This is a genomic window from Psychrobacter muriicola 2pS (genome assembly GCF_904846535.1).
GTDB classification, from domain to species: Bacteria; Pseudomonadota; Gammaproteobacteria; order Pseudomonadales; family Moraxellaceae; genus Psychrobacter; species Psychrobacter aquimaris.
Genome location: NZ_CAJHBC010000002.1, coordinates 22,774 through 49,499 on the forward strand (window position 1 = coordinate 22,774; position 26,726 = coordinate 49,499).

General features: G+C 43.3%; 18 protein-coding genes. 15 read left to right on the forward strand and 3 right to left on the reverse strand.

From position 1 onward, the window contains the following. Positions 1 to 40 precede the first annotated feature (40 nt). The 7 genes from aroK to JMX93_RS02515 all read left to right on the forward strand — a co-directional run bounded on the left by aroK (position 41) and on the right by JMX93_RS02515 (position 12,937). Positions 41 to 601, forward strand: coding sequence for a shikimate kinase AroK (gene aroK, locus JMX93_RS02485; RefSeq protein WP_198332065.1), 561 nt, complete (start codon positions 41 to 43; stop codon positions 599 to 601). Positions 602 to 724: 123 nt separating this feature from the next. Next, positions 725 to 1,834 (forward strand): 3-dehydroquinate synthase, encoded by a 1,110-nt coding sequence (aroB, locus tag JMX93_RS02490; protein ID WP_499203752.1) that lies wholly within the window; start codon positions 725 to 727, stop codon positions 1,832 to 1,834. A gap of 130 nt (positions 1,835 to 1,964) precedes the next feature. After that, positions 1,965 to 3,038, forward strand: a complete 1,074-nt coding sequence (locus tag JMX93_RS02495; protein WP_499203753.1) for a hypothetical protein — start codon at positions 1,965 to 1,967, stop codon at positions 3,036 to 3,038. 902 nt (positions 3,039 to 3,940) lie between these two features. Beyond that, on the forward strand, positions 3,941 to 8,404 hold the full coding sequence (gene gltB, locus JMX93_RS02500; protein WP_499203754.1) for a glutamate synthase large subunit: 4,464 nt from the start codon (positions 3,941 to 3,943) through the stop codon (positions 8,402 to 8,404). Between the two features lie 179 nt (positions 8,405 to 8,583). Further along, positions 8,584 to 10,005, forward strand: a complete 1,422-nt coding sequence (locus JMX93_RS02505; RefSeq protein WP_198332069.1) for a glutamate synthase subunit beta — start codon at positions 8,584 to 8,586, stop codon at positions 10,003 to 10,005. A 224-nt stretch (positions 10,006 to 10,229) separates the two neighbouring features. Beyond that, on the forward strand, positions 10,230 to 11,468 hold the full coding sequence (locus JMX93_RS02510) for an FUSC family protein (protein WP_499203755.1): 1,239 nt from the start codon (positions 10,230 to 10,232) through the stop codon (positions 11,466 to 11,468). 233 nt (positions 11,469 to 11,701) lie between these two features. Beyond that, positions 11,702 to 12,937, forward strand: a complete 1,236-nt coding sequence (locus JMX93_RS02515) for an FUSC family protein (protein WP_499203756.1) — start codon at positions 11,702 to 11,704, stop codon at positions 12,935 to 12,937. A 129-nt stretch (positions 12,938 to 13,066) separates the two neighbouring features. Here JMX93_RS02515 and JMX93_RS02520 read toward each other — a convergent pair whose 3' ends face one another. After that, positions 13,067 to 14,188, reverse strand: a complete 1,122-nt coding sequence (locus JMX93_RS02520) for an ABC transporter substrate-binding protein (RefSeq protein WP_499203757.1) — start codon at positions 14,186 to 14,188, stop codon at positions 13,067 to 13,069. Positions 14,189 to 14,542: 354 nt separating this feature from the next. On the opposite strand from JMX93_RS02520, the gene JMX93_RS02525 reads away from it, so the two are divergent. Both JMX93_RS02525 and JMX93_RS02530 read left to right on the forward strand, forming a co-directional pair. Beyond that, positions 14,543 to 15,340 (forward strand): 3-oxoacyl-ACP reductase, encoded by a 798-nt coding sequence (locus JMX93_RS02525; RefSeq protein ID WP_499203758.1) that lies wholly within the window; start codon positions 14,543 to 14,545, stop codon positions 15,338 to 15,340. 114 nt (positions 15,341 to 15,454) lie between these two features. Further along, positions 15,455 to 15,718: a hypothetical protein gene (locus JMX93_RS02530; RefSeq protein WP_193013432.1), complete on the forward strand. Its 264-nt coding sequence runs from the start codon at positions 15,455 to 15,457 to the stop codon at positions 15,716 to 15,718. A 39-nt stretch (positions 15,719 to 15,757) separates the two neighbouring features. Here JMX93_RS02530 and JMX93_RS02535 read toward each other — a convergent pair whose 3' ends face one another. Continuing rightward, the gene (locus JMX93_RS02535; RefSeq protein ID WP_499203759.1) at positions 15,758 to 16,588 is read right to left on the reverse strand and encodes a Cof-type HAD-IIB family hydrolase; all 831 of its coding nucleotides are present in this window, start codon (positions 16,586 to 16,588) and stop codon (positions 15,758 to 15,760) included. A 387-nt stretch (positions 16,589 to 16,975) separates the two neighbouring features. On the opposite strand from JMX93_RS02535, the gene JMX93_RS02540 reads away from it, so the two are divergent. From JMX93_RS02540 to JMX93_RS02555, 4 genes are all read left to right on the forward strand, one after another. Then, the gene (locus JMX93_RS02540; protein ID WP_499203760.1) at positions 16,976 to 17,566 is read left to right on the forward strand and encodes a hemerythrin domain-containing protein; all 591 of its coding nucleotides are present in this window, start codon (positions 16,976 to 16,978) and stop codon (positions 17,564 to 17,566) included. Positions 17,567 to 17,694: 128 nt separating this feature from the next. Further along, positions 17,695 to 18,204, forward strand: coding sequence for a BLUF domain-containing protein (locus JMX93_RS02545; protein ID WP_499203761.1), 510 nt, complete (start codon positions 17,695 to 17,697; stop codon positions 18,202 to 18,204). Positions 18,205 to 18,345: 141 nt separating this feature from the next. After that, on the forward strand, positions 18,346 to 18,828 hold the full coding sequence (locus tag JMX93_RS02550) for a BLUF domain-containing protein (RefSeq protein ID WP_443215319.1): 483 nt from the start codon (positions 18,346 to 18,348) through the stop codon (positions 18,826 to 18,828). Between the two features lie 286 nt (positions 18,829 to 19,114). Continuing rightward, positions 19,115 to 19,594, forward strand: a complete 480-nt coding sequence (locus JMX93_RS02555) for a BLUF domain-containing protein (RefSeq protein WP_499203762.1) — start codon at positions 19,115 to 19,117, stop codon at positions 19,592 to 19,594. Between the two features lie 159 nt (positions 19,595 to 19,753). Here the strand turns inward: JMX93_RS02555 and parC are convergent, their stop codons facing one another. After that, positions 19,754 to 22,060 (reverse strand): DNA topoisomerase IV subunit A, encoded by a 2,307-nt coding sequence (parC, locus tag JMX93_RS02560; protein ID WP_499203763.1) that lies wholly within the window; start codon positions 22,058 to 22,060, stop codon positions 19,754 to 19,756. Positions 22,061 to 22,570: 510 nt separating this feature from the next. On the opposite strand from parC, the gene JMX93_RS02565 reads away from it, so the two are divergent. Together JMX93_RS02565 and JMX93_RS02570 are read left to right on the forward strand one after the other, a co-directional pair. Further along, on the forward strand, positions 22,571 to 24,298 hold the full coding sequence (locus tag JMX93_RS02565; RefSeq protein WP_499203764.1) for an AMP-binding protein: 1,728 nt from the start codon (positions 22,571 to 22,573) through the stop codon (positions 24,296 to 24,298). A gap of 553 nt (positions 24,299 to 24,851) precedes the next feature. Further along, entirely contained in the window at positions 24,852 to 26,624 is a 1,773-nt protein-coding gene (locus tag JMX93_RS02570; RefSeq protein WP_198332080.1) for an AMP-binding protein, read from the forward strand. Positions 26,625 to 26,726: the final 102 nt, after the last annotated feature.

Consider the following 26,726-nt stretch of genomic DNA (forward strand, 5'->3'; position numbering starts at 1 on the left):
AATGACGTTGTATCATAGGTAATTTAGCTGAGTAAGTGTTATGGTGGAGGAATTGCCGTCGGTATTTTTAGTAGGGCCGATGGGAGCAGGGAAGACGACAATCGGTAAACTGCTGGCTAAGCAGTTGGGTCGCACCTTTGTAGACAGCGACTGGTACATTGAATCGCAGACAGGGGCTGACATTGCTTGGATATTCGCTAAAGAAGGTGAAGCGGGCTTCCGTGAGCGTGAAACGCGCGCCATCGATGAGTTGACTCAAAAAGACCAAATCGTCTTAGCGACCGGTGGTGGCGCTGTGATGTGTGCTGAAAACAGAGCGTTTTTGCAGCAGCGCGGTATCGTTGTTTATTTGAATGCTCCAGTCGATGTACAAATGGCTCGCACAGCTAAAGACAAATCTCGACCACTATTACAGCAGCCAAATCCTAGAAAAATCTTGCAAGATTTATATAGCACCCGTGATCCCTTATATCGCCAAGTCGCCCATATCATCATGCCCACCGGTCATACTTACCCCCGTCATATGGTTAATCAGCTTTTACAGCAATTAGAGACGTTGACTGACAGCACTGCCACGGCAGCAGAACATAAAGAAAATTAACCTTAAATAATGAAAAATTCTATTAGCGCATGTCTTCATTGTAAACATGGCGATAAAAATCAGGACATGCCCTAGTTGCGCTCAGCTACTTTTATCTCATTCAAAATACTTAGGGAGAGTTTAATGGCAACGCCACTGTTTCATGACGGTTTAACGGTTCATACGCAAAGTCATGACTATCCAATCGTCATTACTGAGAAAACAGCGATAGAGCACAACAGTATGGCAAAGCAGGTCGCACCCTATATTCGTGGTCGTCAAGTATTGATTGTCACTAACGATACTATTGCGCCTTTATACCTAAGCGCTTTAGAGAAAGAGTTAACAGAGCAGTTCACTGTGAGCGTTTGCGTATTGCCAGATGGTGAACAATATAAAAACCAGAGCAGTATCAATAAAATTTATGATGTATTGATGGCCGAACATTTCAATCGTGATGTCACGCTTATAGCCTTGGGTGGCGGCGTTGTGGGCGATATGACGGGCTTTGCTGCAGCAAGCTTTATGCGTGGTGTGAATTTTATTCAGATTCCAACCACGCTACTGTCACAAGTGGATTCGAGCGTTGGTGGTAAGACGGGTATCAACCATCCTCAAGGCAAAAATATGATTGGCGCTTTTTGGCAGCCACAAATGGTCCTTGCAGACATGAGTACCCTCAATACTTTGCCAGCGCGTGAATTGTCAGCAGGGTTAGCTGAGGTCATTAAATACGCGCTCATTATGGATATCACGTTTTTAGATTGGCTAGAAGTCAATCTGCCGGCGATGATGGATTTGGATTTGGCAGTGCTTGGCGATGCCGTAAAACGCTGCTGTCAGTATAAAGCCGATATCGTTGCGCAAGATGAAAGAGAGTCAGGCGTGCGAGCATTGTTAAACTTTGGTCATACTTTTGGCCATGTCATTGAGACACATGAAGGCTATGGTAATTGGTTACACGGTGAGGCAGTCGCTGCTGGCATGGTACAAGCGGCAGAGTTATCACAGAGAATGGGTTGGCTAACGGTCGAGGACGTTGCTCGTATTAAACGTATTTTAACCTTGGCAAATTTGCCTATCACACCGCCACGCATTGATACAAAAACGGCGCTGAGCTTGATGGGACATGATAAAAAAGTCAAACACGGACAAATCCGCCTTATTTTGTTAAAATCGCTAGGTCAGGCCGTATTGACCAATGATTTTGATGACGAGCTTTTGCATGCGGTATTGTCAGAGTACAGCGTATAATGTCTCAAAGCTTTAGCGCTCAAGAATGCTCACTGAACTCAATGGTTTAAAGCAGACTGGCTCGTCGCAATTTTACTTGACTGTGCATCTCTTGAATGCGGTCAACTTTATTTTTACCAAGGATACTTCCATGGCAGCTTCAAGATCAACGCCGCGTACCGCTAGCCAATCATATCGCCGTCAAGCATTGATTTGGCTGATAATGACCTTGCTGTTGGGTGTGGTTACGGCTCTGATTTGGATGTTTAGTCAAACACCAGCGATGGGTGCAAAAATTGAAAATGCCCCAATATCGCCACCGCAAACCATAAGTACTGTGCTTGAACAGCCCTTGAAAATTGAGTCGTTACACGAGCTTGATACCGACGTGCAGCCTATTAGTTTTGATACGACGGTGCGTGATTTGCGAAATTATCCGGCTGAGTTTAAAGACAAACGTTATTTGTTAGCGAACAAAGGCAAATGGACAGTGCAGGTTATGAATGTCGCTGAAAATGATGTAATTGCCAGTTATCTAGAAGGCCGCGCCGACCGCGATAAATTTGCTTATTTCCGTTATCTTGACGATGAAAACCAAGTACGTTATATGCTGACTTATGGCATCATGAGCAGCCCACAAGAAGCTGTCGGCGCAGCAAAACTGATAGACTTTAAGTTGCCTAATAATGTGCGTGTGTTACCAGAAGAGATCAATCGCTATGTCGCTATCATCGATAACTATGAACGCCCTGATCCGGTTAAAGATTTGAGCACCAGACGCACACGTTCTGTTGATTTAAAACCGACTAAGCGCGAAGTGCCAGTACGCCAAACACTGCCAGAAGCTGACAGTACTGACCGCGGTAGCCAAGAAACTGCCAGTAACCGCGACAGTGAAAGTATTCGTCAGTTAGCGGATACCTCTGCGACGTTATCGGTGACTGAAGAACGGATCGTTGGCAATGAAGAGCAAGCCTCATCTGCTACAGCTTCTAAAAATGATGGTAGCGCAAGTAAACCTGAGCAAGATAATAAAAAATCAGCGACATCAGGTACTGAGAATGGCATTAAAAGCCCTCCCGTAGTCCCAACACCCAAGCCGCCAAGTAGTAGTACCAGTAGCACAAATTCTGGCGCAAACGCTACTACCAAGAATGCCAATAGCAATCCTCCTAAGAGCAACAACGACAGCATAAAAACGCTGATAGAAGACAAAAGTAATTAGAGCGTGTTTGTTCTTCGACCATATCATTGATGGTTGTGATGAGCTCGTTACCACTATGATTGACAGAAACCCACTAACAAGCTGGTTGGTGGGTTTTTTTGTGGGGCATCATAAAGTAGGTTGTTAGCGCCAAAAATATATATTCAGACGAAGCGAACCTTGATCAATCCTCTTAACTAAGCCTTGTCATCAATACTATGTATCAAAATTTGCATAAAATATTTAGTCATCCTATAACCAATAGTAATAAGTTCTCTTACAAAATATGGTTGATGAATCGATAGAAAAGACTAGATTTTTTGCCCATCATTAACTAATATAACTGTGGGCGACGTTCTGTATAGTTATCGTAAAAACTGTTTTTCAACGAAAAATTGGTAAGCTTTTATCATTTAAAAGATACATTACTAAAACTTATTGTCTCAAGCGCGGCCAGTTGTCATGTATAGTTAAGCTATCGCAAGTGGCGCAACCTCTCTTATTATTGCTCTCTTTAGAGTGAATGAAGCGCTTGAGTACAGAGCGTCAGATATTCAAAGTTAATCAAATGCAAGATTATTAAATGCTTAATCAATCAGCCCTAATTGCTAGGTATGGTTTGATAACAAGCGACACTCAAGATAGCGACATTGCGTTATTGATAGTGGGCATACAGGGCCGTATGTCATTGCCAAGGGCAACCGCTTACTGTCTGTTAATATATTAATGATCTGTTAAGACATCATCCAATGACTGGGAGGGTCAGGATTTCACCTTACTCTCAAAGTATGATGTCTATGAGCCTCACGCCATTTATTAATTCGGATATACGAATATTAATTATCAGCCCGTTCTGCTTACGGTCTTCAGTTTATGATCTGCATTGGATGCATAAATTGCCCGTTCACTTAAAAGGACTAGCCATGTCAATGATTTCCTCGCAAACCCACCTGGCCACGCCAGATGACTTTTCTGATAATTGTGGTTTTGGTTTGATCGCTCATATTGAGGGACAAGCCAGCCATGATTTGGTAAAAACTGCTATTCATAGTCTAAGCTGTATGACCCATCGCGGCGGTGTTGCTGCTGACGGTAGAACGGGTGATGGTTGTGGTCTACTACTGGCGACGCCTATTGAGTTTTTCAGAAATACTGCTGCTGAGCAAGGGTTCGCTATTACTGACAACTTTGCGGTTGGTATGGTCTTTGTCAATGTAAATGAAACAAAAGCCCGTGATAGCCAGCAAGTGCTAAGCGATGAGATTGTCGCCCAAGGATTAGAAGTTGCTGGTTGGCGTGATGTACCGCTTGATTTGAGCATCGTTGGTGACATTGGCCGTGAGACCTTACCTGACTTTAAGCAAGTGTTTGTCAACGCACCTGATGATTTGGCAGCGGACGACTTTAACCGTAAACTGTTTGTCGCACGCAAAAAAGCAGAGCAGCGCTTGGCTGATGATGAGCTGTTTTATGTGTGCTCATTGAGCTGTCAGACGATTATTTATAAAGGTTTGGTGATGCCATCAGACTTACCAGCATTTTTCTTAGATTTACAAGATGAGCGTTTGGCATCGCATATCGTGGTATTTCATCAGCGTTTCTCCACCAATACCTTGCCGCGCTGGCCATTGGCACAGCCGTTTCGTTATCTTGCCCACAATGGCGAGCTGAATACCATCACAGGCAATCGCAACTGGTCTGAAGCACGGACGCCAAAACTAAAATCAGACAAACTGCCCAATCTGAATGAATTAACGCCATTGGTTAACAGTGCTGGCTCTGACTCATCAAGCCTAGATAATATGCTAGAAGTCCTCATGTCCGGCGGTATGAACCTATTCCATGCGATGTCAATTCTCGTGCCACCCGCTTGGCAGAATGTCGATAGCATGGATATGGATTTACGCGCCTTTTATGAGTTTTATTCGCAGCACATGGAAGCGTGGGACGGACCAGCAGGTTTGGTGATTCAAGATGGACGCTATGCAGTCTGTATGCTTGATCGCAATGGTCTGCGCCCATCGCGTTGGGTAACCACTAAAAACGGCTATATAACCGTTGCCTCTGAAGTTGGGGTGTGGGATTACGAGCCACAAGATGTATTGGCGAAAGGTCGCGTTGGTCCTGGTCAGATGCTGGTAATTGATACGTTGACTGGCCAAATTCTAGATACTACTGCCATTGCAACCTTACTGAAAACAGCTCATCCATATCGCAAATGGTTACGTGAAGAAGCCACTCGTATCCGTGACAATGAGCGCTTAGAAGAGACTCTAGCAACGCAAGCTTGCCGCGGCGATAAGCTCAAAGCATTGCAAAAAATGTATCATATTACCAATGAAGAACGTACTGAGATTATCCGCCCCAATGCCGAAAATGGTCAAGAGCCCGTTGGTTCAATGGGTGATGATACGCCCATGGCAGTGCTATCGCAGCAAATCCGCCATGTCGGCGACTTTTTCCGTCAGCAGTTTGCACAGGTGACCAATCCACCGATTGATCCATTGCGTGAATCTATCGTGATGTCATTGCAGACCTGCCTCGGCGCTGAAACTAACGTGTTTGCGCCATCAGCGCGCGATGCACACCGTATTATTTTGTCATCGCCCGTACTGTCAGCCAGCAAGATGCAGCAGCTTGAGACCTTGGGTGATCCAGCCTTTAAGATGGCACGTATTGACTTAAACTATGAGCGCAGCCTTGAGTTGTCAGAAGCCATCAGTGCTATCTGCGAGCAAGTGGCTAACAGCATCCGAGCTGGTCATACTTTGATTGTGTTGTCTGATAAAGACATCGATGCCGATAAAGTACCAGCCAATGCCATCATGGTAACAGGTGCGGTGCATCATTATTTAATTGGTCAAGGTATTCGTACCGATGCTAATTTGATCATTGAGACTGGTTTGGCACGCGATTCGCATCAAGTGGCAGTATTGATTGGCTTTGGTGCGACCTGTGTTTATCCCTACTTGGCTTATGATGTTATTGATGATTTGGTCGCGACTGGTGAGCTGCTTGGTGATCCGATCCAAGCACGGGTTAATTTCCGTAAAGGCTTAGACAAAGGGTTGCTAAAAATCTTATCAAAAATGGGCATATCGACTATTGTCTCTTATCGCGGCGCCCAGTTATTTGAAGCAGTGGGTCTCTCTGAAGAAGTGGTGAGCCTGTGTTTCAAAGGCGTGCAGAGTCGTATTAAAGGTGCTACCTTTGCAGACTTAGCTGCCGATCAAGCACAATTAGCGGCGAATGCCTTCAAGCGCCGCGCACCACTAGATCAAGGTGGCTTGCTGAAATTTGTCTTTAATAAAGAATATCATGCCTTTAATCCAGACGTGATCAACAGCTTGCATACCGCCGTACGCACGGGCGATTATGATAATTATCGTAATTATGCCAACTTAGTGAATAGCCGTCCGGTTGCCACCTTGCGTGACTTATTGCAATTAAAAACAGATAATCCGATTGATGTTAATGACGTAGAGGATATCTCAGCAATTTTGAAGCGCTTTGACTCGGCGGGCATGTCGTTAGGGGCATTGTCACCCGAAGCCCATGAAGCGATTGCCATGGCGATGAATACCATCGGCGGGCGTTCAAACTCTGGTGAAGGCGGGGAAGATCCAGTACGTTATGGCACGCTGCGCAACTCGAAAATTAAGCAAATTGCCTCGGGTCGTTTTGGCGTAACACCTGCGTATCTTCGCTCGGCCGAAGTGATGCAGATTAAAGTCGCACAGGGTGCCAAGCCAGGTGAGGGTGGTCAGCTGCCGGGTGGTAAGGTCAATGCTTTGATTGCGCGCTTACGTTATTCGGTACCGGGTGTGACGTTGATTTCACCGCCACCGCATCATGATATTTATTCTATCGAAGATTTAGCACAGCTGATTTTTGATTTAAAGCAGGTCAATCCTGATGCCTTGGTATCGGTAAAACTGGTATCACGTCCGGGCGTTGGTACTATCGCGACCGGCGTGGCAAAAGCTTATGCCGACTTAATCACTATCTCAGGCTATGATGGTGGTACAGCAGCCTCTCCGCTGTCCTCTATCCATCATGCAGGCTCACCATGGGAGCTAGGACTTGCTGAAACCCATCAATCGCTACGAGTGAATGGACTGCGTGATAAAGTACGAGTGCAAACTGATGGCGGTTTAAAGACTGGTCTTGATGTGGTTAAAGCCGCTATCCTTGGGGCAGAAAGCTTTGGCTTTGGTACCACGCCGATGATTGCGGTTGGTTGTAAATACCTACGTATTTGCCATCTTAATAATTGCCCGACTGGGGTTGCGACGCAAAAAGCCAAGCTACGTGATGAGCATTTCATTGGTGAAGCGGAGATGTTGATTAACTTCTTCAAATTTGTAGCAACTGAAACACGCGAATGGCTCGCCGCCCTTGGTGTGCGTAGTATGGAAGAGTTGGTCGGACGTACTGACTTGCTTGAAGTGTTAGAAGGCAACACGGATAAACAGCGTCATTTGGATTTAACGCCATTATTATTTAGCCATCCTGCCAGTAGTGGTAAAGCCCAAACCTGTCAGGTAGAGCGTAATGAGCCGTTTGATAAAGGCTTGCTCGCTGAACAGATGATTAGTGATATGCTGCTTAATATTCGTCAAGGTAATGGCGGCGATTATAGCTATTATGTCGGTAACTGTGATCGCTCTATCGGTGCGCGTATCTCTGGTGAGATTGCACAAGTATGGGGCAACCTTGGCATGAATGATATGCCAATTAAGCTGCATCTGACTGGTACTGCTGGGCAGAGTTTAGGCGTCTGGAATGCAGGTGGTCTAAATATTGAACTAGAAGGCGATGCCAATGATTATGTCGGTAAAGGCATGGCTGGCGGTGAGATTGTCATTTATCCACCAAAAGACTCAAGCTTTACGGCGCAAGAGACAGCCATCATTGGTAATACCTGCTTATATGGCGCAACGGGTGGTAAATTGTATGCAGCTGGTACCGCTGGCGAGCGCTTTGGGGTGCGTAACTCTGGCGCGCACGCAGTCATCGAAGGCACAGGCGATCATTGCTGTGAATATATGACAGGCGGTATTGTCACTATTCTTGGACGTACGGGTCTCAACTTTGGCGCAGGTATGACGGGTGGCTTCGCTTATGTGCTCGATATGGAAGGTGATTTCTTTGACCGTTGTAATCATGAGCTGATCGATCTGAACCGTATCTCAAGTGAGCAAACTGAGGAACACCGTATTCATTTGCAGCAAGTGATTGAAGCGCATGTTAATAAAACAGGCAGCGCGTGGGGGCAGATGATATTGGCTGACTTTGAACACTATGTTCGTAAGTTTTACTTGGTGAAGCCTAAAGCGGCAAACATTGCGAGCCTTCTCAAAACCACCATGGCTGACCCACAATAGCTTTGCTTGGATTATCCAATGTTCCGCTTTTAAAAACCTTTTAACTCAGAGGTTTTCAGCAGGTAAGTGACAGTAAGGAATGAATCTCTTAATTTTGTGATAAATGAGACATCGTTGACTGTCACCGCCCACTTTAAAAAAGCTTGATATAAAAAGCCTCATATTAAAGAGACAATACCATGGCAAAACGCTTAGAAAATAGTTTTCAGTTTTTAGATGTACCACGGCTTGAGCCGACCAAAAAAGACATCGCCACGCGCTCAACGGAATTTGTTGAAATTTATAAACCGTTTGAGAGTGAAGCAGTCGCGCAGCAGTCACACCGCTGTCTGGAGTGTGGTAACCCTTATTGTGAATGGAAGTGCCCTGTACATAATTACATTCCTAACTGGCTCAAATTGGCCACCGAAGGGCAGATCTTTCAAGCGGCTGAATTGTGTCACCGCACCAATACGTTGCCTGAGGTCTGCGGCCGCGTCTGTCCACAAGATCGCTTATGTGAAGGCGCTTGTACGCTGAACGATGGCTTTGGCGCTGTGACCATTGGTAATGTCGAGAAGTACATCAACGATACCGCCTTTGCACTTGGCTGGCGTCCAGATATGTCTGATGTGGTTTGGACAGACAAAAAAGTCGCGATCATCGGTGCAGGACCAGCAGGTTTAGGCTGTGCGGATATACTCGTTAGAAACGGTGTAAAACCAGTTGTATTTGATAAGCGTCCTGAAATTGGTGGTTTACTGACCTTTGGTATTCCAGAGTTTAAAATGGAAAAAGACGTTATGCGCAACCGCCGTGTCATCTTTGAAGGCATGGGCATGGAGTTTCGTCTTGAGACAGAAATCGGTACCGACATTAGTATTGATGAACTGCTAAGCGAATACGATGCAGTATTTATGGGCATGGGTACCTACACTTATATGCGTGGCGGCTTTGCTGGTGAAGAACTAGAAGGCGTCCATGATGCGCTAGATTATCTGATTGCCAATGTCAATCGCTGCAACGACTGGGAAAAAAATCCTGAAGAGTATATCGACTTTAAGGGCAAAAGAGTCGTGGTGCTAGGTGGTGGCGATACCGCGATGGACTGTAACCGTACCAGTATTCGTCAAGGGGCGAATCAAGTAGTCTGTGCCTATCGCCGTGACGAAGAAAATATGCCAGGTTCACGTCGCGAAGTGGTCAATGCTCGAGAGGAAGGCGTTGAATTTCTATTCAATCGTCAACCGACAGAAATCATTGGCTTGAATGGTAAAGTAAATGGCGTAAAAGTCGTCACGACTCAATTGGGCGCACCAGACAACCGTGGTCGTCAGCGTCCTGAACCCATTCCTAATTCAGAAGAAATTATCCCATGTGACGCAGTGATTATGGCCTTTGGCTTCCGTCCTAGCCCTGCTGATTGGTTTGAGACTCAGCAAGTGGCAATGGACAGCTCTGGTCGCGTGCTGGCAGCGGAAAAGCAAACCTTTAAATTCCAAACCAAAAATCCTAAAATATTTGCTGGTGGTGATATGGTGCGTGGTTCTGATTTGGTCGTGACCGCCATTTGGGAAGGTCGTGAAGCCGCTGAAGGTATTTTGGACTTCTTAGAAGTATAATTGGTTTGGTTGACATCCAATTATTGATAGCCCTATTTCGATCTCAAACGTCTTTTGCCTTGTAACAGGCAAGAGACGTTTTTTTAAATAGCTAGCTATTTTTAGCCCATTTAGTTGCTTTCGTTCAGATTTAGGACGTGCCCTAAGTAACCGTTAGTATTTTACGTCCACCATATTATCTATATGTTTTAATGCTATTATTCAATTAAAAAGAGTATCTATGCGTGAAACCAAAAATTTGGCAACGATTTACCGCACCATTCATTGAACCTTATGCGCGCTATCAGCATGCTGATATCTTGCATGCCGTACGTATAGGTGCAGCTATCATGCTTGCCCTATTAGCAAATCAAATTAGCCATTTTCCACATGGGGAATGGACGACTATTACCGTCTTTATTATTCTAGGATTGCTACAGTATCAAGGCGCTATTTATACCAAGGCCAAAGAGCGAGTATTGGGCACGGTTTTGGGTATTGTAGTGGCATTTGCGATCTTATGGTTTAATAAAGAGACTGGTGCTTGGTTAGGGACAGAGTATCTGCTTATTGGTATCATCAGTGGGATTATTGGTTATTTTTCGGTCAGGCGGCTAGGGTATACTGGGTTACTCACTGGTATTACTATGCTGATGATAGTTTCTAATTTAAATCAAGTTAATATGGCGCAAGATGGTGTCTATCGCGCACTCAATATCTTAATCGGTACGGGTATTGCGGTTATGGTGACAGTGGTCTTACCTCTTAAGTCTACCTTGATGTGGCGCTTTTTATTAGCAAATAATTTAGAAGCCTGTAGTACGATTTATGCTGGTGTCGGGCATCATATCGATGCTGACGTATTGGCGCCTAGGTCACTCGTTTATGATAAGGTGACAAGCTCAGCCAGCCTGACTTATTCTAAAAATAATAGCACCACATCAGATATGCCTGTCAACAAAGCATTGATAAAATCGCTACAGCAAATAAATAAACGACTGCTCGCAGTACGTCCACATATCGCTGCCACAGCCAGTGAATCTGGTATTGATAAAGAAACCATAGAAACCATTCAGCGCACCCATCGTAATATCATCGGCACCATCGATTTATTGTTGAGCGCAGCACCGCGTTTGGCCAATATTGAGATTGATGACGATAACCATACGCTACTCATTCACTATCAACACGAGCTCAATCAAGCAATGCAGCATATCGCGGCCGTACTACGCAGTCCAAGCGATCAGACTTTTCGACCTATTACGCGCATTGCGCTATCAGACTATCCTAGCGTACAGTATGCAACGTTTGAGTGGCAAGGCTATTTTTGGTTGACACAAACGCTGCAAGCACAACTGCAACAGTTAAGTGATCTGCTACAAACGACCAAACCGCAGTGGTATGCTGCTTCTGGTCTTCGATATCAACGGCGTGAGCAGCGTAGAATGAAAGAGCAGGGGGGCGAGTCCGACTTACACTTGTAAATACACGGAATGTTGGCAAGTATTTGTCAGCGTCTTTTAGCTATTACCAATAGCCAAATGCTATGTTCTTAGGGTGTTTTTTTGTTGTTATGTGCTAGCATGTTTTGACCTTCAGCGTCTTTTATCTTTTAATAGGTAAAAGGCGTTATTTTTTATCATTACTTTATGTATGGTTAAGCCAGTAGCTAGGATTTAATCGCTTTTTTATTCATTCATTATAAGAGATACCCTGCGTGAAATCGACTTTTTGGCAGCGACTTACCGCCCCGTTTGTAGAGCCTTATGCCCGCTACCAGCATGCGGATGTTTTGCATGCCATACGTTTGGGAGTAGCGGTTGTCACTGCGCTATTACTTAATAAAGTCACTCATCTGCCGCATGGCGAGTGGACGACCATTACCGTGTTTGTCATATTGGGTTTGTTGCAATATCAGGGAGCGATTTATACCAAGGCTAAAGAGCGGATCTTGGGTACCTTGCTTGGGGTGGTGGTGGGGCTTAGCTTTTTATGGCTGATTAAAGATATCGGTGGCTGGTTGTGGCTATATTATGCACTGATTGGCATTATCAGTGGCATCATCGGTTATGTGGCAGTCAAGCAATTGGGCTATATCGGTCTATTGACAGGCATCACCATGCTCATGATTGTGTCGAGTCCTGACCACAGCAATATCGCCCAAGATGGCTTATATCGCGCGTTCAATATTTTGCTTGGCGCAGGAGTTGCGGTGGCAGCAACGTTAATTTTACCGCTTAAATCGACATTGATGTGGCGGTTTTTGTTGGCCAGTAATCTTGAGGCGTGCAGTAATTTGTATGCAGGGGTTGGCAATCATATTGATGCAGAAGTTCTAGTGCCCAAGCCGTTTAAATATAGTAAGGCGACCAGTTCAGCCAGCATTATTTATCCGTCGAGCAGTTCTATACCAGATACACCAGTCAATAAATCCTTGGTGAAAGCGCTACAAAAAATTAATAAGCGTTTGCTTGCCGTGCGTCCGCATATCGCAGCGACAGCAAGTGAATCAGGGATTAAAAAAGAAACGCTAGAGACCATCCAGCGTACTCACCGTAATATTATTGGTACGATTGATTTATTGTTAAGCGCGGCACCGCGTTTGGCAAATATTGAGATTGACGATGAAAATCATATTTTGCTCATCCACTATCAGCACGAATTGACGCAGGCGATGCAGCATATGGCAGCAGTATTACGTAGCCCAAACGATGAAGTGTTTCGCCCTATTACGCGCATCGCCGTATCAGAATATCCAAGCGTAGAAAATTTAGGCTTTGAGTGGCAAGGCTATTTTTGGCTGACCCAAACTCTTCAAGTGCAATTGCAACGGCTCAGTGATTTATTACAAACCACCAAGCCGCAATGGTTTTCCGCCTCAGGTCTTCGCTATCAACGCCGCGAGCAGCGCCGTATCGAGCACAAAGGCAGTGAAACCGATTTGCATTTATAAATAAAACACAAATAAAAAACGCTGACTTTATAGAGTCAGCGTTTTTTTTGCGGTAATATTTACTAAAAACAGTTGTTAAAAATGGTTGTTAAAAACGGCTATGAACAATCAGCGATGACCAAACAATGATTAACGACCAGTTTTTAGCTTATCCCAATACTGCTGATACACTTGCAATGCTTCATCGCCCACATCTTCTTGGAACTCAGCTTTTGCCAGTACGTCTTTGCTAGGGTAGATGGTCGGATTGTTTCTCACCTCTTCTGGCATCATCTCACGTGCAGCGATATTAGGCGAGGCATAACCAATCTCTTCGCTGACGATTTTAGAATTTTCTGGACGCAGCAAGTAGTCAATAAACTTGTGCGCTGCATCGACTTGTTTGGCGTTTTTCGGAATGACAAAGTTATCCATCCACAAGATAGCACCTTCAGTTGGATATTTATAAACCAAGCTGGTCAAGCCTTCGTTATTGGCGATAATTGCCTCGCCATTCCAACTCATACCAACCGTAGTTTCACCTTCCATATAAGGCATGCGCGAAGCATCCGAGTTAAAGGTTTTTACATTTGGCATTAAGGTGGTCAGCTTCTCATAAGCGGCTTTGATTTCATCAGGATTTTTACTATTACCTGAATGCCCAAGGGTCAATAGCGCCATGCCAAACACTTCACGCATATCGTTCATCAGCATCACTTGACCTTTATACTCAGGACGCCATAAGTCATTCCAGCTATTTACTGTCGTAGGATCGACCGCATCACCGTTGATGGCAAGACCAGTGCTACCCCACATGTAAGGAATCGAATATTTGTTTTCTGGATCAACCTTGGTGTTGGTAAAAGACGTATCCAGGTTTTTAAAGTTGCTCAATTTGGATTTATCGAGCTCTTGCAGCAACCCTTCTTTGGCCATTTTTTCGACATAATACGTCGATGGAATGGCTAAGTCATATTGGCTAGAATCGTCGAGCAGCTTGAGCTTGGCATACATGGCTTCATTAGAATCAAAGGTGGTGTAATTGACCTGAATGCCCGTTTCTTCGGTAAAGCCGTCGAGGATTTCTTGCGGCATATACTCTGACCAGTTATACAAATTTAGCGTTTCAGCACTGGCAGTGGTTCCATCAGCAGCCGTATTATCTGACTTGCTACAGCTAGCAAGTGCTAGACCAACAGCCACTGCTAATAGGGCTTTTGGAAGTATGTGAGCGCTACGAGCAACAGGGTGAGACGATGATAAATGGGTCAAAACAACTCTCCTAAATAAAAATGATACAAATGAATAAAAACCAGGTGATAGATAATGAATGCTAAGTGTTAAAGAAAAGGTATCGAGCCAATTGTGGAACCATTATGGCTATGATTGTGAGTAATTTAAAGGGCAAAGGTGAATACCGTTCTTCAGACCATCATTAAAGATAGCGCTGATAACTGGTTAAGTGGTCGTCAGAAATAGGGAATTGCCGCTGAATTTCAGCAAAAGAATAAGCGCAAATAATCGTGCTATGATGAGCATTGGTTTGTTTTCTAGTCATCACTCAGCAACACAGTTTGTACAAAACAAATAGATCAACCATAACATAATAATAAAGGATGCAGCATCATGACCCAGAGTCACTCACCGATTCCAGCGTTATTACCAGAGAAAGTCGCAATCGTCACTGGCGCCAGTCGCGGACTTGGTGCCCAGATTGCTAAGCAAATGGCAGCAGCAGGCGCACTCGTCTGCGTCAATTATCTGAATAGTAAAGAGGCCGCCGACCAAGTGGTTGCTGATATTATAGCAGCAGGTGGCAAGGCATTTTCTTATCAAGCTGATGTGACTGAACTTGAGCAAGTACAGGCGCTGGTGGCTGAAGTGGTTACGCGTTATGGTCGTATTGATATATTGGTCAATAACGCCTTGCCAAGCTATCAGTTTAATCCCAGTGCTGAATACACCAGTATTGAAACCGTCAAATGGCGGCATTTTTCAAAGCAAATTGATGGTATCGTTAAAGGCGCAGTAAACACCGTTCAAGCGGTATTGCCACAGATGAAAGCGCAGCAAATAGGCAAGATTATCAATATCTCAACCAATCTTGTTTATAATCCAGTGGTCACTTATTATGACTATACTACGGCTAAGTCTGCATTGATTGGGCTCACGCGCAACTTGGCTTCTGAGCTTGGACAATATGGGATACGAGTGAACTTGCTAGCAGGTGGGCTGCTAAAAACCACAGATGCGAGCAGCCTCACCACCGAAGAGGTGTTTGATTATATTGCAACCACGACACCACTACGCCAAGCGACCTCGGTAGCTGACTTTGCCAATTCAGTGCTGCTTATGGCATCAGATTTGAGTTCGGCGATTACTGGGCAGTCCATCGCTGTCGATGGTGGCTTGACCATGCCTTGAGGCCGTAATCCCTAAACGTTAATGAAAAAAGCAATGTGCCATAAATAGCAACGCGACATAAAAAGACAAGCGAAGTCCTAATCATATTGATTGAATGAGATATAAGGAAATAAGATGAACAACCGTAAACGCGCTGGACTGATTACTGCTGTGCTTGGCATCGTCGCTTTTATGACCATGTTTAACGCTGGCTCACCGACACCTATTATTAATTGGCCAGTTGAGACCTATCTAGGTCTGGCATTTACGATTGGCTGGCTGAGCAGTGCACCCATTTGGTTGGCTTATGTATTAGCGGCTGTGGTAATCATTTTGATTATTGTTGGATTTTATAAAATCGGTGGTTGGATTTATGGGTTGCTAGCGAAGCGTCATTAAGTTTTTTCTGGATAAATAACTAACTTCAAAGTCCAGTTATCAAGACGCAATATGAAACTGCTCAAGTACGGCCTGTATGCCGTACTCTTCAATCGTTCCAGTGACAAAATCCGCCCGCGCGATCAATTCTTGCTTTGCGTCACCCATTGCTACCGCATAGCCGACCAAGTCAAACATTTCTAAATCATTCATCCCATCACCAAATGCCATGCAATCCTTTGCATCAATATCGTAATGCAGGCATAAATCTATGATACCTCGTGCTTTAGACGCTTCTGCTGGTAAGATATCTGCGCCAATATGATGCCAATGAACCAGCTTTAAATCATCCTGAGCAAAATCTACATCTTGCATCTTCTCTTCTTGATTGTTAAAAAATACCGAACACTGATAAACCGTATTTGCCTTATAGTAATTTGGGTCAAGGATAGAGTTTGGCGTGATGGCATTGTATTCGCGCAGGCGCTCATTCTCATCTGACCATGCAATGTGAGTCGCTGAGTCAAATTTATGGATAAGTTCACTTTTTTGGCACAACAGTACAATCTTGTTAGTCTGCGTATCTGTTAATGGATAATGACTAATTATGCCCTCTTTATTAAAGCTGTATTGCCCATTCATACAAATAATCGCATCTAAGACATCAGCTTCGAGCAAGGCTAAAATATCCTCAGGTAAGATGGCTTTGGAGCGTCCCGTTGAAATCACTAGCTTGATATCAGTTTTGGCAAGCGCTTCAAGCGTGGCTTGGTTGTGTTCGGCGATAATACCGTTACGGCTCAAGGTATCATCGATGTCAAAAAAGATAATCTTAGGTGCGGGGATTTTATTATCCATAGTGGCGGCAGCGGCCTTATCTACAATAAACATGGTTGTCCTTTGTGGTTTGTTCCTTAGGGTAACGAGTCGCTCACTATCGCTTGGCGATATAAGATAAAGCCAAAGTTGTCGTTAGTTATTATGCGTTTTATCCTACAGGCACATAAGCTAAAAATGATAGGATTTTGGCGGTTTTGTGTAACACAATAATTGAGTTTTGGTTATTATTTCTTGTGATTATAAAATGGATAAATAAAAAGTTGATTTTTCAGCGAAAAGCTATATATAAACTAAATAATTAGATTATATATTTTAGTTTAGCTAATCAATAACTTTTTACCGATTTCAATTTTATACTTTTCAGTAAACTATACTCATAGATGGTGGTATGAAAGCGGAAAAATCGCCTGAGCGCAAATGAATTATAAGGACAACACTATGGCTGCTTCTAATCACAATGTGACCTCTCAAGACCTACCAAATGGTGCGTCTGGTCTATCGCCGCGTCATCCTGACAGTCGACTTGAGACGGATTGGCTATTTTTGTATGACCAGTTGCCACCTACTGATTGGTTCAAAGCCGATTATGTCTATAAGACCTCAGGCTGGCTTAATATACATGCTGACATACGCCAACGTCAGCGTACTCTGATTGAAATTAGTGGCGCTTATCGAATGAATAATTTGGAATGGTCAGCGTACCGTACTCAAACCTTACCACGGATTAATCAGTATATTCTTAAACTGCATCACCATCACAATATTGAAGATCAAGCCTACTTCCCAACCTTCATTCGTATGTATCCTCAGCTAAAAGCAGGTTTCGAAATACTAGATCGTGATCATGTGCACTTGGATGCGTTATTGAATGAGCTGCAAGCGTTAAATGGTCACTTAGCGAAAAGTGACGTTGAAGACAAAGCACTCACTGAAAAACTGCATCAGACCTTAGTCAACGTGAGTGTGTTACTCTCACAGCATTTGACCGATGAAGAGGATTTAGTGATTCCTATTTTGGGATTAAATTAAAGTCATATTTTCACCTATCAATAGGTAGCGATTACAAAATGAATAGCAAAATACCAAAAATTATTATTGAGTAAAGTTCATTTCAAATAGTATATTAATGAAAAAAGTTTTTATTAATTGGAATTTTTATGTATAAAATTATTGATTACCTCATAGAAAAGAGTAGTGGCGCGCCTGAAGAGAGGAATAAAGACGGCGAATCCATTCTTGTTAATCTGACGTACATTGGTAAAAACAGCAAAGAAAATTCAGGAATATTTTTGGCTCGTACTTTTGAAAAAGCGAAAAGAAATAACGAGAACAGTAACATAACCTCAGCGCTTGTCATTAATGATGATTATTTTATTCAAAATCTCGAAGGCTCAAGATATGATATCAATGAGTTTTTGGCAAGAGTGATTAATGAGCGTCCACACCTTGCACTTCAGGTGATAGATGTTGGAGAATTAGATTCACGTCGATGGAAAGGATTCTTGATCAAATATTTAACCTTAAACGCCCAAGACGATGAGAATATGCTTAAGAGTTTGTCAGTAGGGGTTGATTTCAATCCTTATTTAATGAGTCAGACCCAAATTGCACACTTCATAACTTTGGTCTTTGAAGAGAATGCATTTGATAAAAACCAATTAAGCTGATTTCAAAGTAATCAACTCTGAAAAGTGCTTTTTTGGTGGTTGAATAAGTCAGATTTTTAACGACTAATTGTGAAAAGCTTTGGGCAGATATTTTCTAAGTAATATTTTTAGTTAAAACAAATTTTATTTATCGGAATCTTTATGCAGAATAAAACAAACTGTATTTCAATGACCAACAAAGACGGTGAAAATGCGCTTATAAGCTTAACGTATATCGGTAATAACAAAGGAAAAGATGACGGTATCGAGTTGATTCGTACGCTTGAAAAATGGCGAGTAAGCAACAAAGAAACGGATGTCACTTCGGCACTTGCGATTAATGATACTTATTTTATTCAAAATCTTGAAGGTTCAAGATTGATCATTAATGAAGTTCTAGCCACATTGACTAAGGAGTACCCGCGTATTTTACTTCATGTTGTTGAGGTGAAGGAAATAGAGAGTCGTAGATGGAATGGCTTTTTAATCAAGTATCTAACGTCAAACGACCAAGACACGGAAAATACACTCAAAAGTTTTTTGGCAGGTACTGAATTCAATCCTTATTTGATGAGACAAACGCAGATCACAAGTTTGATAAAGGCACTATTTGAAGAGAGAAAGGTTAACTCAACATCAAATTAACGTGCCAGTAATCGCCAGCCTTCGTTACTTTTAGTGGATTATTTGGTAAGCAGTTTCATAATATTGTGACTGACATCACTAATCTGTACTCTTAACGTTTGGTCTATGTATCAGGTTTATTTCTATTTCGAGGTTAAATAGAGGCTGAATGTGAGTATTATTTAAGTTCTAGCCAGTTATTATTAGAGATTACAGAGAGATAGAAAAATATGAAAAATATCGTTGAATAGATTGTTTTTTAAGTGCTATCTTAAGTTAAAACATATCGTTGTTAATTGGATTGATTATGCAAGCAGCTACAGATTTTGAACCAGAAACGAGGAATAGAAGCGGCGAGCATATTCTCATTAGTCTAACGTATATCGCCAAAAAAACCGAAGTAAATTCAGGAATGGAATTGACGCGTGCTCTTGAGCACTGGCGAAGATATTTCGAAGAAAGCGGTATAAGTTCAGCCCTTGTATTTAACGAGAACTATTTCATTCAGAATGTTCAAGGCTCAAGACCGGCTGTCAACCATGCTTTGGCGAAAATAGTTAGTGAATATTTGGATATATTACCCAATGTTATTGGGGTAGAGGAAATAGCAGTGCGTCGGTGGGATGGATTTTTGATCAAGTATTTAACGTCAAGTATTGAAGATGAAGAATATGCATTAAAAAGCTTTTCAGCAGGTTCTGACTTCAATCCTTATCTCATGAAAAAATCTCAAATTGCCAGCTTTTTGAAGGCGGTTTTTGCAGATGAGCAGATTAACAAGATTTAAATTGAGAGTATTCGTTCGTCACAACAGTTTCTTGTCTTAATATTCAGCATGGCCAGCTACCACCCATGAAAAAGCCGTCTATACACACTGTATAGACGGCTTTTTCATGGGTGGTAGCTAGGTTTTTAACCCAGCTTACTCAAAATTAAGCAACCCAAATCAGCCAACCTCAACACTTGTCACATTCTGAAAGCCTCGTGGCAACTGCCCACCACGATTACCACGAGTGCCCGTATAATTAGCCAAATCATTGGGCTTTAGCGTCACATGACGTTTGCCAGCAGTAATGACTAGGCTGTCTTGCTGACTAAGTGGCGTGATAGCCAGCACTTCTTCATCATCTTTCAGTTTAATCAGTTTGTTGCCTTTACCGCGAGCTTGTTCAGGCAAATCATCAAGGGCAAATATCAATAAGTACCCCGCATTGGTCACAACAGCGACATGGTCAGGTGCCACGCGTGTGCTGCTATTATCACCTTCAGTATTGGCTGTAACATTTACAGGTGCATCGATGCGCGCAACAGGGAGCAAGCGACTGTCAGGCGTTAAAGTAATGATGTTTTTCCCCGCTTTTTGATTGCTATCGAGATTGCCAAGGGTATTGATAAAACCATAACCTGCGGAGCTAGCAAGGATAATGCGCTGATCGTCAGCACCGGTTAATAATTGCTCAAAGCTGGCACCTGCTGGTGGTTTTAATACACTGGTGAGCGGATCGCCTTGACCGCGTGCCGAGGCAAGATTGTGAGCATCGATACTATAGCTACGTCCTGTGCTGTCGAGCACGTAAATTTTTTCATTAGATTTGCCACGGACATGCGCTTGATAGCTGTCACCTGAACGATAGCTCATACCAGCAGCATCGACGTCATGACCTTTGGCAGCACGAATCCAACCTGCCTTTGATAGGATGGCAGTGATTGGCTCGCTCGGTACGAGGTCAGACTCTTTTAATGCTTGTGCTTCTTCACGTTCTGCCAGTGGTGATACACGCTCGTTGCCGTGTTCTTTCATATCAGCGGTGAGCTCATCGATTATCAAGTTGGTCAGACTGTCTGGATTGTCCAAGTACTCTTGAATAATGGCGCGTTCGGCAGCCAGTTCGTCTTGCTCACGGCGCAGCTCAATTTCCTCTAACTTTGCCAGCTGACGCAGACGAATGTCCAAAATAGCATTGGCTTGAATGTCAGTCAGATCATAATCCTGCATTAATGTCGCTTTTGGATCGTCTTCTTCACGAATGATGCGAATGACTTCATCGATATTGAGATAAGCAATCAGTAAACCTGCGAGGATGTGCAAGCGCTTATCGATTTTATCGAGGCGATATTGCAAGCGGCGCGTGACCACAGAACGGCGACAGATTAGCCATTCTTCTAATATTTCTTTTAGGTTTTTGACCTGAGGCTTACCGTTCAGGCCAATCATATTCATATTGACGCGGTAATTGCTTTCTAGGTCCGTACTGGCAAACAAATGACTCATGACACGTTCAACATCGACGCGCGTTGAGCGTAGCTCAAGCACGATACGACAGGCGTTTTCGTGATCTGACTCATCATGTATATCGGTAATCCAAGGCAGCTTTTTGTCAGTCATGAGCTTGGCGATTTGCTCTTGAATTTTATTGCCCGATACTTGGTAAGGCAGCGCATCGATAATGACTAAATTTTTCTCTTTGGGGTCAATATGAAAAGTCGCGCGCATTTTATAGCTGCCGCGTCCGCTCTCGTACATCGCCTGCAAATCTTTTTTGCTGGTAATAATTTCAGCTGGCGTTGGCAAGTCAGGCGCTGGTATCGATTGGGTTAGCTGTTTAACGGACAGCTCAGGATTTTTTAGCAGACGAATCGCTGCGCGTACTACTTCGTTGAGGTTATGTGGCGGAATATCCGTTGCCATGCCAACCGCGATACCTGTGGTACCGTTCAATAAAATATTGGGCAAACGAGCAGGTAGGGTCGTTGGTTCCTGCATCGTACCATCAAAGTTATCTTGCCAATCTACCGTCCCTTGTCCTAACTCTGCGAGCAACGTATTGGCATAAGCAGACATTTTTGCTTCGGTATAACGCATCGCCGCAAAGGATTTGGGATCATCAGGGCTACCCCAGTTACCTTGACCAGTGATGAGTGGGTAGCGATAGCTGAATGGTTGCGCCATTAGTACCATAGCTTCATAACATGCGCTGTCACCATGAGGATGGTATTTACCCAACACATCACCGACCGTACGTGCAGATTTTTTCGCCTTAGCAGAGGATTTTAGCCCAAGCTCGCTCATGGCGTAGACGATGCGGCGCTGAACAGGTTTGAGACCGTCGGCAATATTTGGCAGCGCCCGATCCATGATGACGTACATGGCATAATTGAGATAGGCCTGCTCAGTGAACTCCGCAACTGAGCGAGTATCCATCGGCTCATTAGGAATGATTGGGGCAATGGTAGGATCAATAACATCGGACATAAAATAGGATTCACTTATCAGTTTTAATAGGTATAAATAATTGGTGCAAGCGTACAAATAGGATAGCGCTATCGTAAAGGATATTGGCAAAATTAAAAAGGCATAAGTCAGAATAGACGACAGATCGTGACGTGCTGGACGTGCGTGTTGCTTGCGCTTTGGCTCATAGCTTTTATACAACAAGAATTGATGAATTAATATTCGCTAGTAAATCACTGAAAAACTACTGATTATAGCTATTAAGATTTTGATAGCTATGAAATTGTTGCCCGTCAAGACAGTTTGCGAACTCAAGTAGCAATCTTTTATATTGAGTAGTCTGTATAAAGTGTGTATGTTAATGAACAGAGGGTTATTTACCGCTATATTGTTTGCTCATCACCATATCATTGCCTCACAGACGCGCTTGCCATTATGATGACACGTCTGCGCTCTGAGTTTTGGTATTTTTATCACACTGTGATTCGCATGGGTTGACGGTAGCGTACTATTACTAGGAGAGAAAAGATTATGGAAAATCACGGTAACCTAATTCGTCGTAACGATAAAGTATGGGTTAAAACTTACGAAAAGCTTGGTATAAAGTACGACATTGATATGCCAGCTGCCAATACCTCGTTAATTGACATACTTGAGCAGAATTTTATCAATCATGCTGGCAAAACAGCGTTTGTCTGTATGGATGTCAAACTTTCTTATGAGGAATTGGACCGTTATAGCAAACAAATTGCTGCCTACTTGCAATCACTTGGTCTAAAAAAGGGCGATAAAGTCGGCGTCATGATGCCAAATATTTTGCAGCTACCCGTTGCGGTATTGGGTGTGCTGCGTGCTGGCATGACCTTGGTTAATGTTAATCCACTTTACACCTCAAAAGAGCTTGAGCATCAACTAACAGACTCTGACACTAAGGCATTATTTATTTTAGAGAACTTCGCCAAAACGTATGAAGACATTGGTAAAGACTTGGTTGACCATGTTGTCGTGACGTCGATGGGTGATTTGATGAGTCCATTAAAAGGCTTTATTGTCAATATGGTCGTGCGTCACGTGAAGAAGCTTGTACCTGACTATAACCTTAAAACCAGCACCAACTTCAAAACAGCACTAAATCGCTTTTCTGCCAAAAAATATAAGCGTCCTGAAAATATTGGGCTTGATGATGTGGCGGTACTTCAGTATACCGGCGGTACAACGGGTGTGGCAAAAGGCGCGATGCTTACCCATGGCAATCTAGTCGCTAACTTGATTCAGTGTGATACTTACCTTGGCGATGCTTTTGATAAGTTTGAAAAAATGAATGAGCAGCCGGTTATCATGACTGCCTTGCCGCTGTACCATATTTTCTCATTTACCGTTTGTGGTATGTATGGTTTATATCGTGGTTGTATTGGGCTGCTCGTGCCGAATCCGCGTGATGGTGCAAGCTTAATCAAAGCTTATAAAGACCACCCACCAGCGTTTTTCCCAGCAGTTAATACGCTGTTTAATGCGTTGGCAAATAGTGATGCATTTAAAGCCTTAGATCATAGCAAGCTTGAGATGTCGATGGGCGGTGGTATGGCGGTATTAAAAGATACCGCGACGCAGTGGCAAAAAATAACAGGCAATATTATCGTACAGGGTTATGGCTTGTCAGAGACGTCTCCCGTTGCGTCCGCCAATCCACACGGTACGGGCGAATTTTCCGGCAATATTGGTCTGCCAATGCCAGCTACTGACATGGCTATTTTGGATGAAGAAGGCAATGAAGTAGCACTAGGTGAGCGTGGCGAGATTTGTGTTCGTGGTCCGCAGGTTATGAAAGGCTATTGGAAGCGTGACGATGCTACCGCTGAGGTCATGACTGATGATGGTTATTTCCGTACTGGTGATATCGGCGTGATGGATGAAGAAGGCTACTTTAAAATTGTTGATCGCAAAAAGAATATGATTCTGGTATCAGGCTTCAATGTGTATCCAAACGAAGTCGAAGATGTGATGTCAGGTCATCCAAAGATTTTAGAATGTGGTGTCATTGGTATCGATGATGAAAAGAGCGGCGAAGTGCCGAAGATTTATGTCGTGCGTAGTGATGATAGTTTGACTAAAGAAGACGTGCTTGCTTATAGCAAAGAAAATTTAACCGGTTATAAGCGTCCTCGTTATGTTGAGTTCATCGCTGAGTTGCCAAAGTCAAACGTCGGTAAGATTTTACATAAAGATTTGCGCGTGCTGGAAGAAAAGAACCACGGTTAATCAGCCAATCTTTAGCGCCAGAGCATTTTTATGAGTGTCTGTTACGGTTGGGCACTCGTAAAGTCATCACGATACTGAAGCTACAAAAAGCGATCAGGATACTAAAGTTGTCGTGATAGTGGTTGTCGTAGTACCGGGTGTCGTGATCCAAAAATGGTAAGGTTGCTGGTATGCTGCCTTATCATTTTTTGTATTTATTGCTTTTTTTGTCCCGATGACCGAGTCAGTAGAGATAGAGAATTTTTAGCAAAACTGCTATAGTGCTCACCGACATATTTTTATATTTTTCGACGAGATGACGTCAGTTTTGCTCTATATGTCTGATAAAACCATCAGGGCGAAAGTAGTTTTTAATTCGGCTATGCTGAGTTATTATGCTATTTATTAAGGACTTAACGTTGCGCTTTGATTGACAAAGCTTGTGAATGACAAACCTTTTTTTGTTACCACGTTTTTTATTCACAAGCTTATGCTGTCATTGATCAATCACAAAAAATAATGGTGTTTTCATTAGATTATTCTACGTTTTTAACGGTAACATTTAGGGAAAATTATGACCGACAGTATCAATAAAGAGACCACAAACGATAATGCTGCAATAAATAATAAAGACAGCATATTTCCTACTATGCCAACGATATCTAGTGATAATCCATGGTTGAACACTTATGAGCGTTACGGCATTGCCGCGACTATCGATATGCCTGATGATAATACCTCTTTACTTGATGTGTTTGAGCGTAATTTTAGCCTTTATGGGAAAAAAACTGCTTATATCTGCATGGGTGCTTCAATTAGCTATAAGCAACTAGATATATATAGTCGCCAGATTGCCAGTTACTTACAGTCATTAGGCTTGGTAAAGGGCGATAAAGTTGGGGTGATGATGCCCAATCTTTTGCAGTATCCCGTGGTCGCCTTGGGGATCATCCGTGCAGGCATGGTACTGGTCAACGTCAACCCTTTATATACCAGCCGAGAGTTATCGCATCAGCTGCATGACAGTGGCACCAAAGCCCTATTCATCGTAGAAAACTTTGCGAAGACCTATCAAGAAGCAGAGGACAAAGGTCAGGTTGAGCATGTCATCGTTTGTAAGATTGGCGATATGCTAGGAACAGTGAAAGGAGCCGTCGTTAACCTGGTTGCGCGTCACATTAAAAAAATGATTCCTGCTTATAGCCTGCCAAACAGTGTGAGTTTCAAGCACGCTTTAAATGCGGTATCAGCCAGCAAATATAAGCGTCCTGATTTGAATTTAAGCGACGTGGCATTATTGCAATATACTGGCGGTACGACAGGGGTTGCCAAAGGCGCGATGCTGTCTCATGGTAACTTAGTTGCTAATATGCTACAGATTAGTGCATTGATGGACAGCGCATTTGATGATGACGTTGATGCCAACGATGTCATCCTGACTGCACTACCACTATATCATGTATTCTCATTTATGGTCTGCGGTATGTATGGTATGTACCGAGGTTATGCTGGCTTGCTTATCCCGAACCCTCGTGATCTTGATGGTCTGATTAAAGAGATGGCCAAATACAAACCCGCTTTTATCCCTGCGGTGAATACCTTGTTTAACGGTCTGGTACATAAAGATGGCTTTGCAGACTTAGATTTCTCTAACCTAAAAGCCTCTATCGGTGGCGGTATGTCCGTCTTACCTAGTGTCGCAAAAGAATGGCATAAAATCACTGGCTTGCCTATCGTTGAAGGCTATGGTTTATCAGAAACCTCACCAGTGGCTGCTTTTAACCCGATGACCATTGCTGAATTCACGGGTAAAATTGGTATTCCTGCTTCTAGCACCGATATAATACTGATCGATGATGATGAAAATGAAGTCACATTGGGTGATCGCGGTGAGATCTGCGTGAAAGGCCCACAAGTGATGATAGGTTATCAAAATCGTCCAGAAGAAACGGCTGAAACTTTTACCGCCAATGGCTTCTTAAAAACTGGTGATATCGGTATCATGGACGAAAAAGGTTTTATCAAAATTGTTGATCGCAAAAAAGACATGATTTTGGTTTCTGGTTTTAATGTTTATCCAAATGAAATCGAAGAAGCCATGAGCGAGCATCCCGCTGTGGCAGAATGCGGCGCTATCGGTATTCCAAACGATGACCGCGGCGAAGAGCCAAAGTTGTTTGTGGTCAAAAAAGGTGATGTTACCGAGCAAGAGTTGCTGGATTTTGGCAAAAAGCAACTGACTGGTTACAAGCGTCCGCGCCACATACAGTTCGTTGATGAATTACCAAAATCAAACGTGGGTAAAATCCTGCGTAAAGAATTGCGTAAGATGGAAGGGTTAGAATAAAGTTGGCGCTATTTCTTTGTTAAGCCAATGACTTGCTAAAGTAGCGGCGCAATAGCACGAGCGAATCTTGCTATTGCGCTGCTGCCACGTTAGGATATCTTA

What these genes read in the sequence shown, in the direction of transcription:
- aroK (WP_198332065.1), top strand. Translation starts at nt 41, where the DNA reads ATGGTGGAGGAATTGCCGTCGGTATTTTTAGTAGGGCCGATGGGAGCA.
- aroB (WP_499203752.1), top strand. Translation starts at nt 725, where the DNA reads ATGGCAACGCCACTGTTTCATGACGGTTTAACGGTTCATACGCAAAGT.
- JMX93_RS02495 (WP_499203753.1), top strand. Translation starts at nt 1,965, where the DNA reads ATGGCAGCTTCAAGATCAACGCCGCGTACCGCTAGCCAATCATATCGC.
- gltB (WP_499203754.1), top strand. Translation starts at nt 3,941, where the DNA reads ATGTCAATGATTTCCTCGCAAACCCACCTGGCCACGCCAGATGACTTT.
- JMX93_RS02505 (WP_198332069.1), top strand. Translation starts at nt 8,584, where the DNA reads ATGGCAAAACGCTTAGAAAATAGTTTTCAGTTTTTAGATGTACCACGG.
- JMX93_RS02525 (WP_499203758.1), top strand. Translation starts at nt 14,543, where the DNA reads ATGACCCAGAGTCACTCACCGATTCCAGCGTTATTACCAGAGAAAGTC.
- JMX93_RS02530 (WP_193013432.1), top strand. Translation starts at nt 15,455, where the DNA reads ATGAACAACCGTAAACGCGCTGGACTGATTACTGCTGTGCTTGGCATC.
- JMX93_RS02535 (WP_499203759.1), bottom strand. Translation starts at nt 16,588, where the DNA reads ATGTTTATTGTAGATAAGGCCGCTGCCGCCACTATGGATAATAAAATC.
- JMX93_RS02540 (WP_499203760.1), top strand. Translation starts at nt 16,976, where the DNA reads ATGGCTGCTTCTAATCACAATGTGACCTCTCAAGACCTACCAAATGGT.
- JMX93_RS02545 (WP_499203761.1), top strand. Translation starts at nt 17,695, where the DNA reads ATGTATAAAATTATTGATTACCTCATAGAAAAGAGTAGTGGCGCGCCT.
- JMX93_RS02550 (WP_443215319.1), top strand. Translation starts at nt 18,346, where the DNA reads ATGCAGAATAAAACAAACTGTATTTCAATGACCAACAAAGACGGTGAA.
- JMX93_RS02555 (WP_499203762.1), top strand. Translation starts at nt 19,115, where the DNA reads ATGCAAGCAGCTACAGATTTTGAACCAGAAACGAGGAATAGAAGCGGC.
- parC (WP_499203763.1), bottom strand. Translation starts at nt 22,060, where the DNA reads ATGTCCGATGTTATTGATCCTACCATTGCCCCAATCATTCCTAATGAG.
- JMX93_RS02565 (WP_499203764.1), top strand. Translation starts at nt 22,571, where the DNA reads ATGGAAAATCACGGTAACCTAATTCGTCGTAACGATAAAGTATGGGTT.
- JMX93_RS02570 (WP_198332080.1), top strand. Translation starts at nt 24,852, where the DNA reads ATGACCGACAGTATCAATAAAGAGACCACAAACGATAATGCTGCAATA.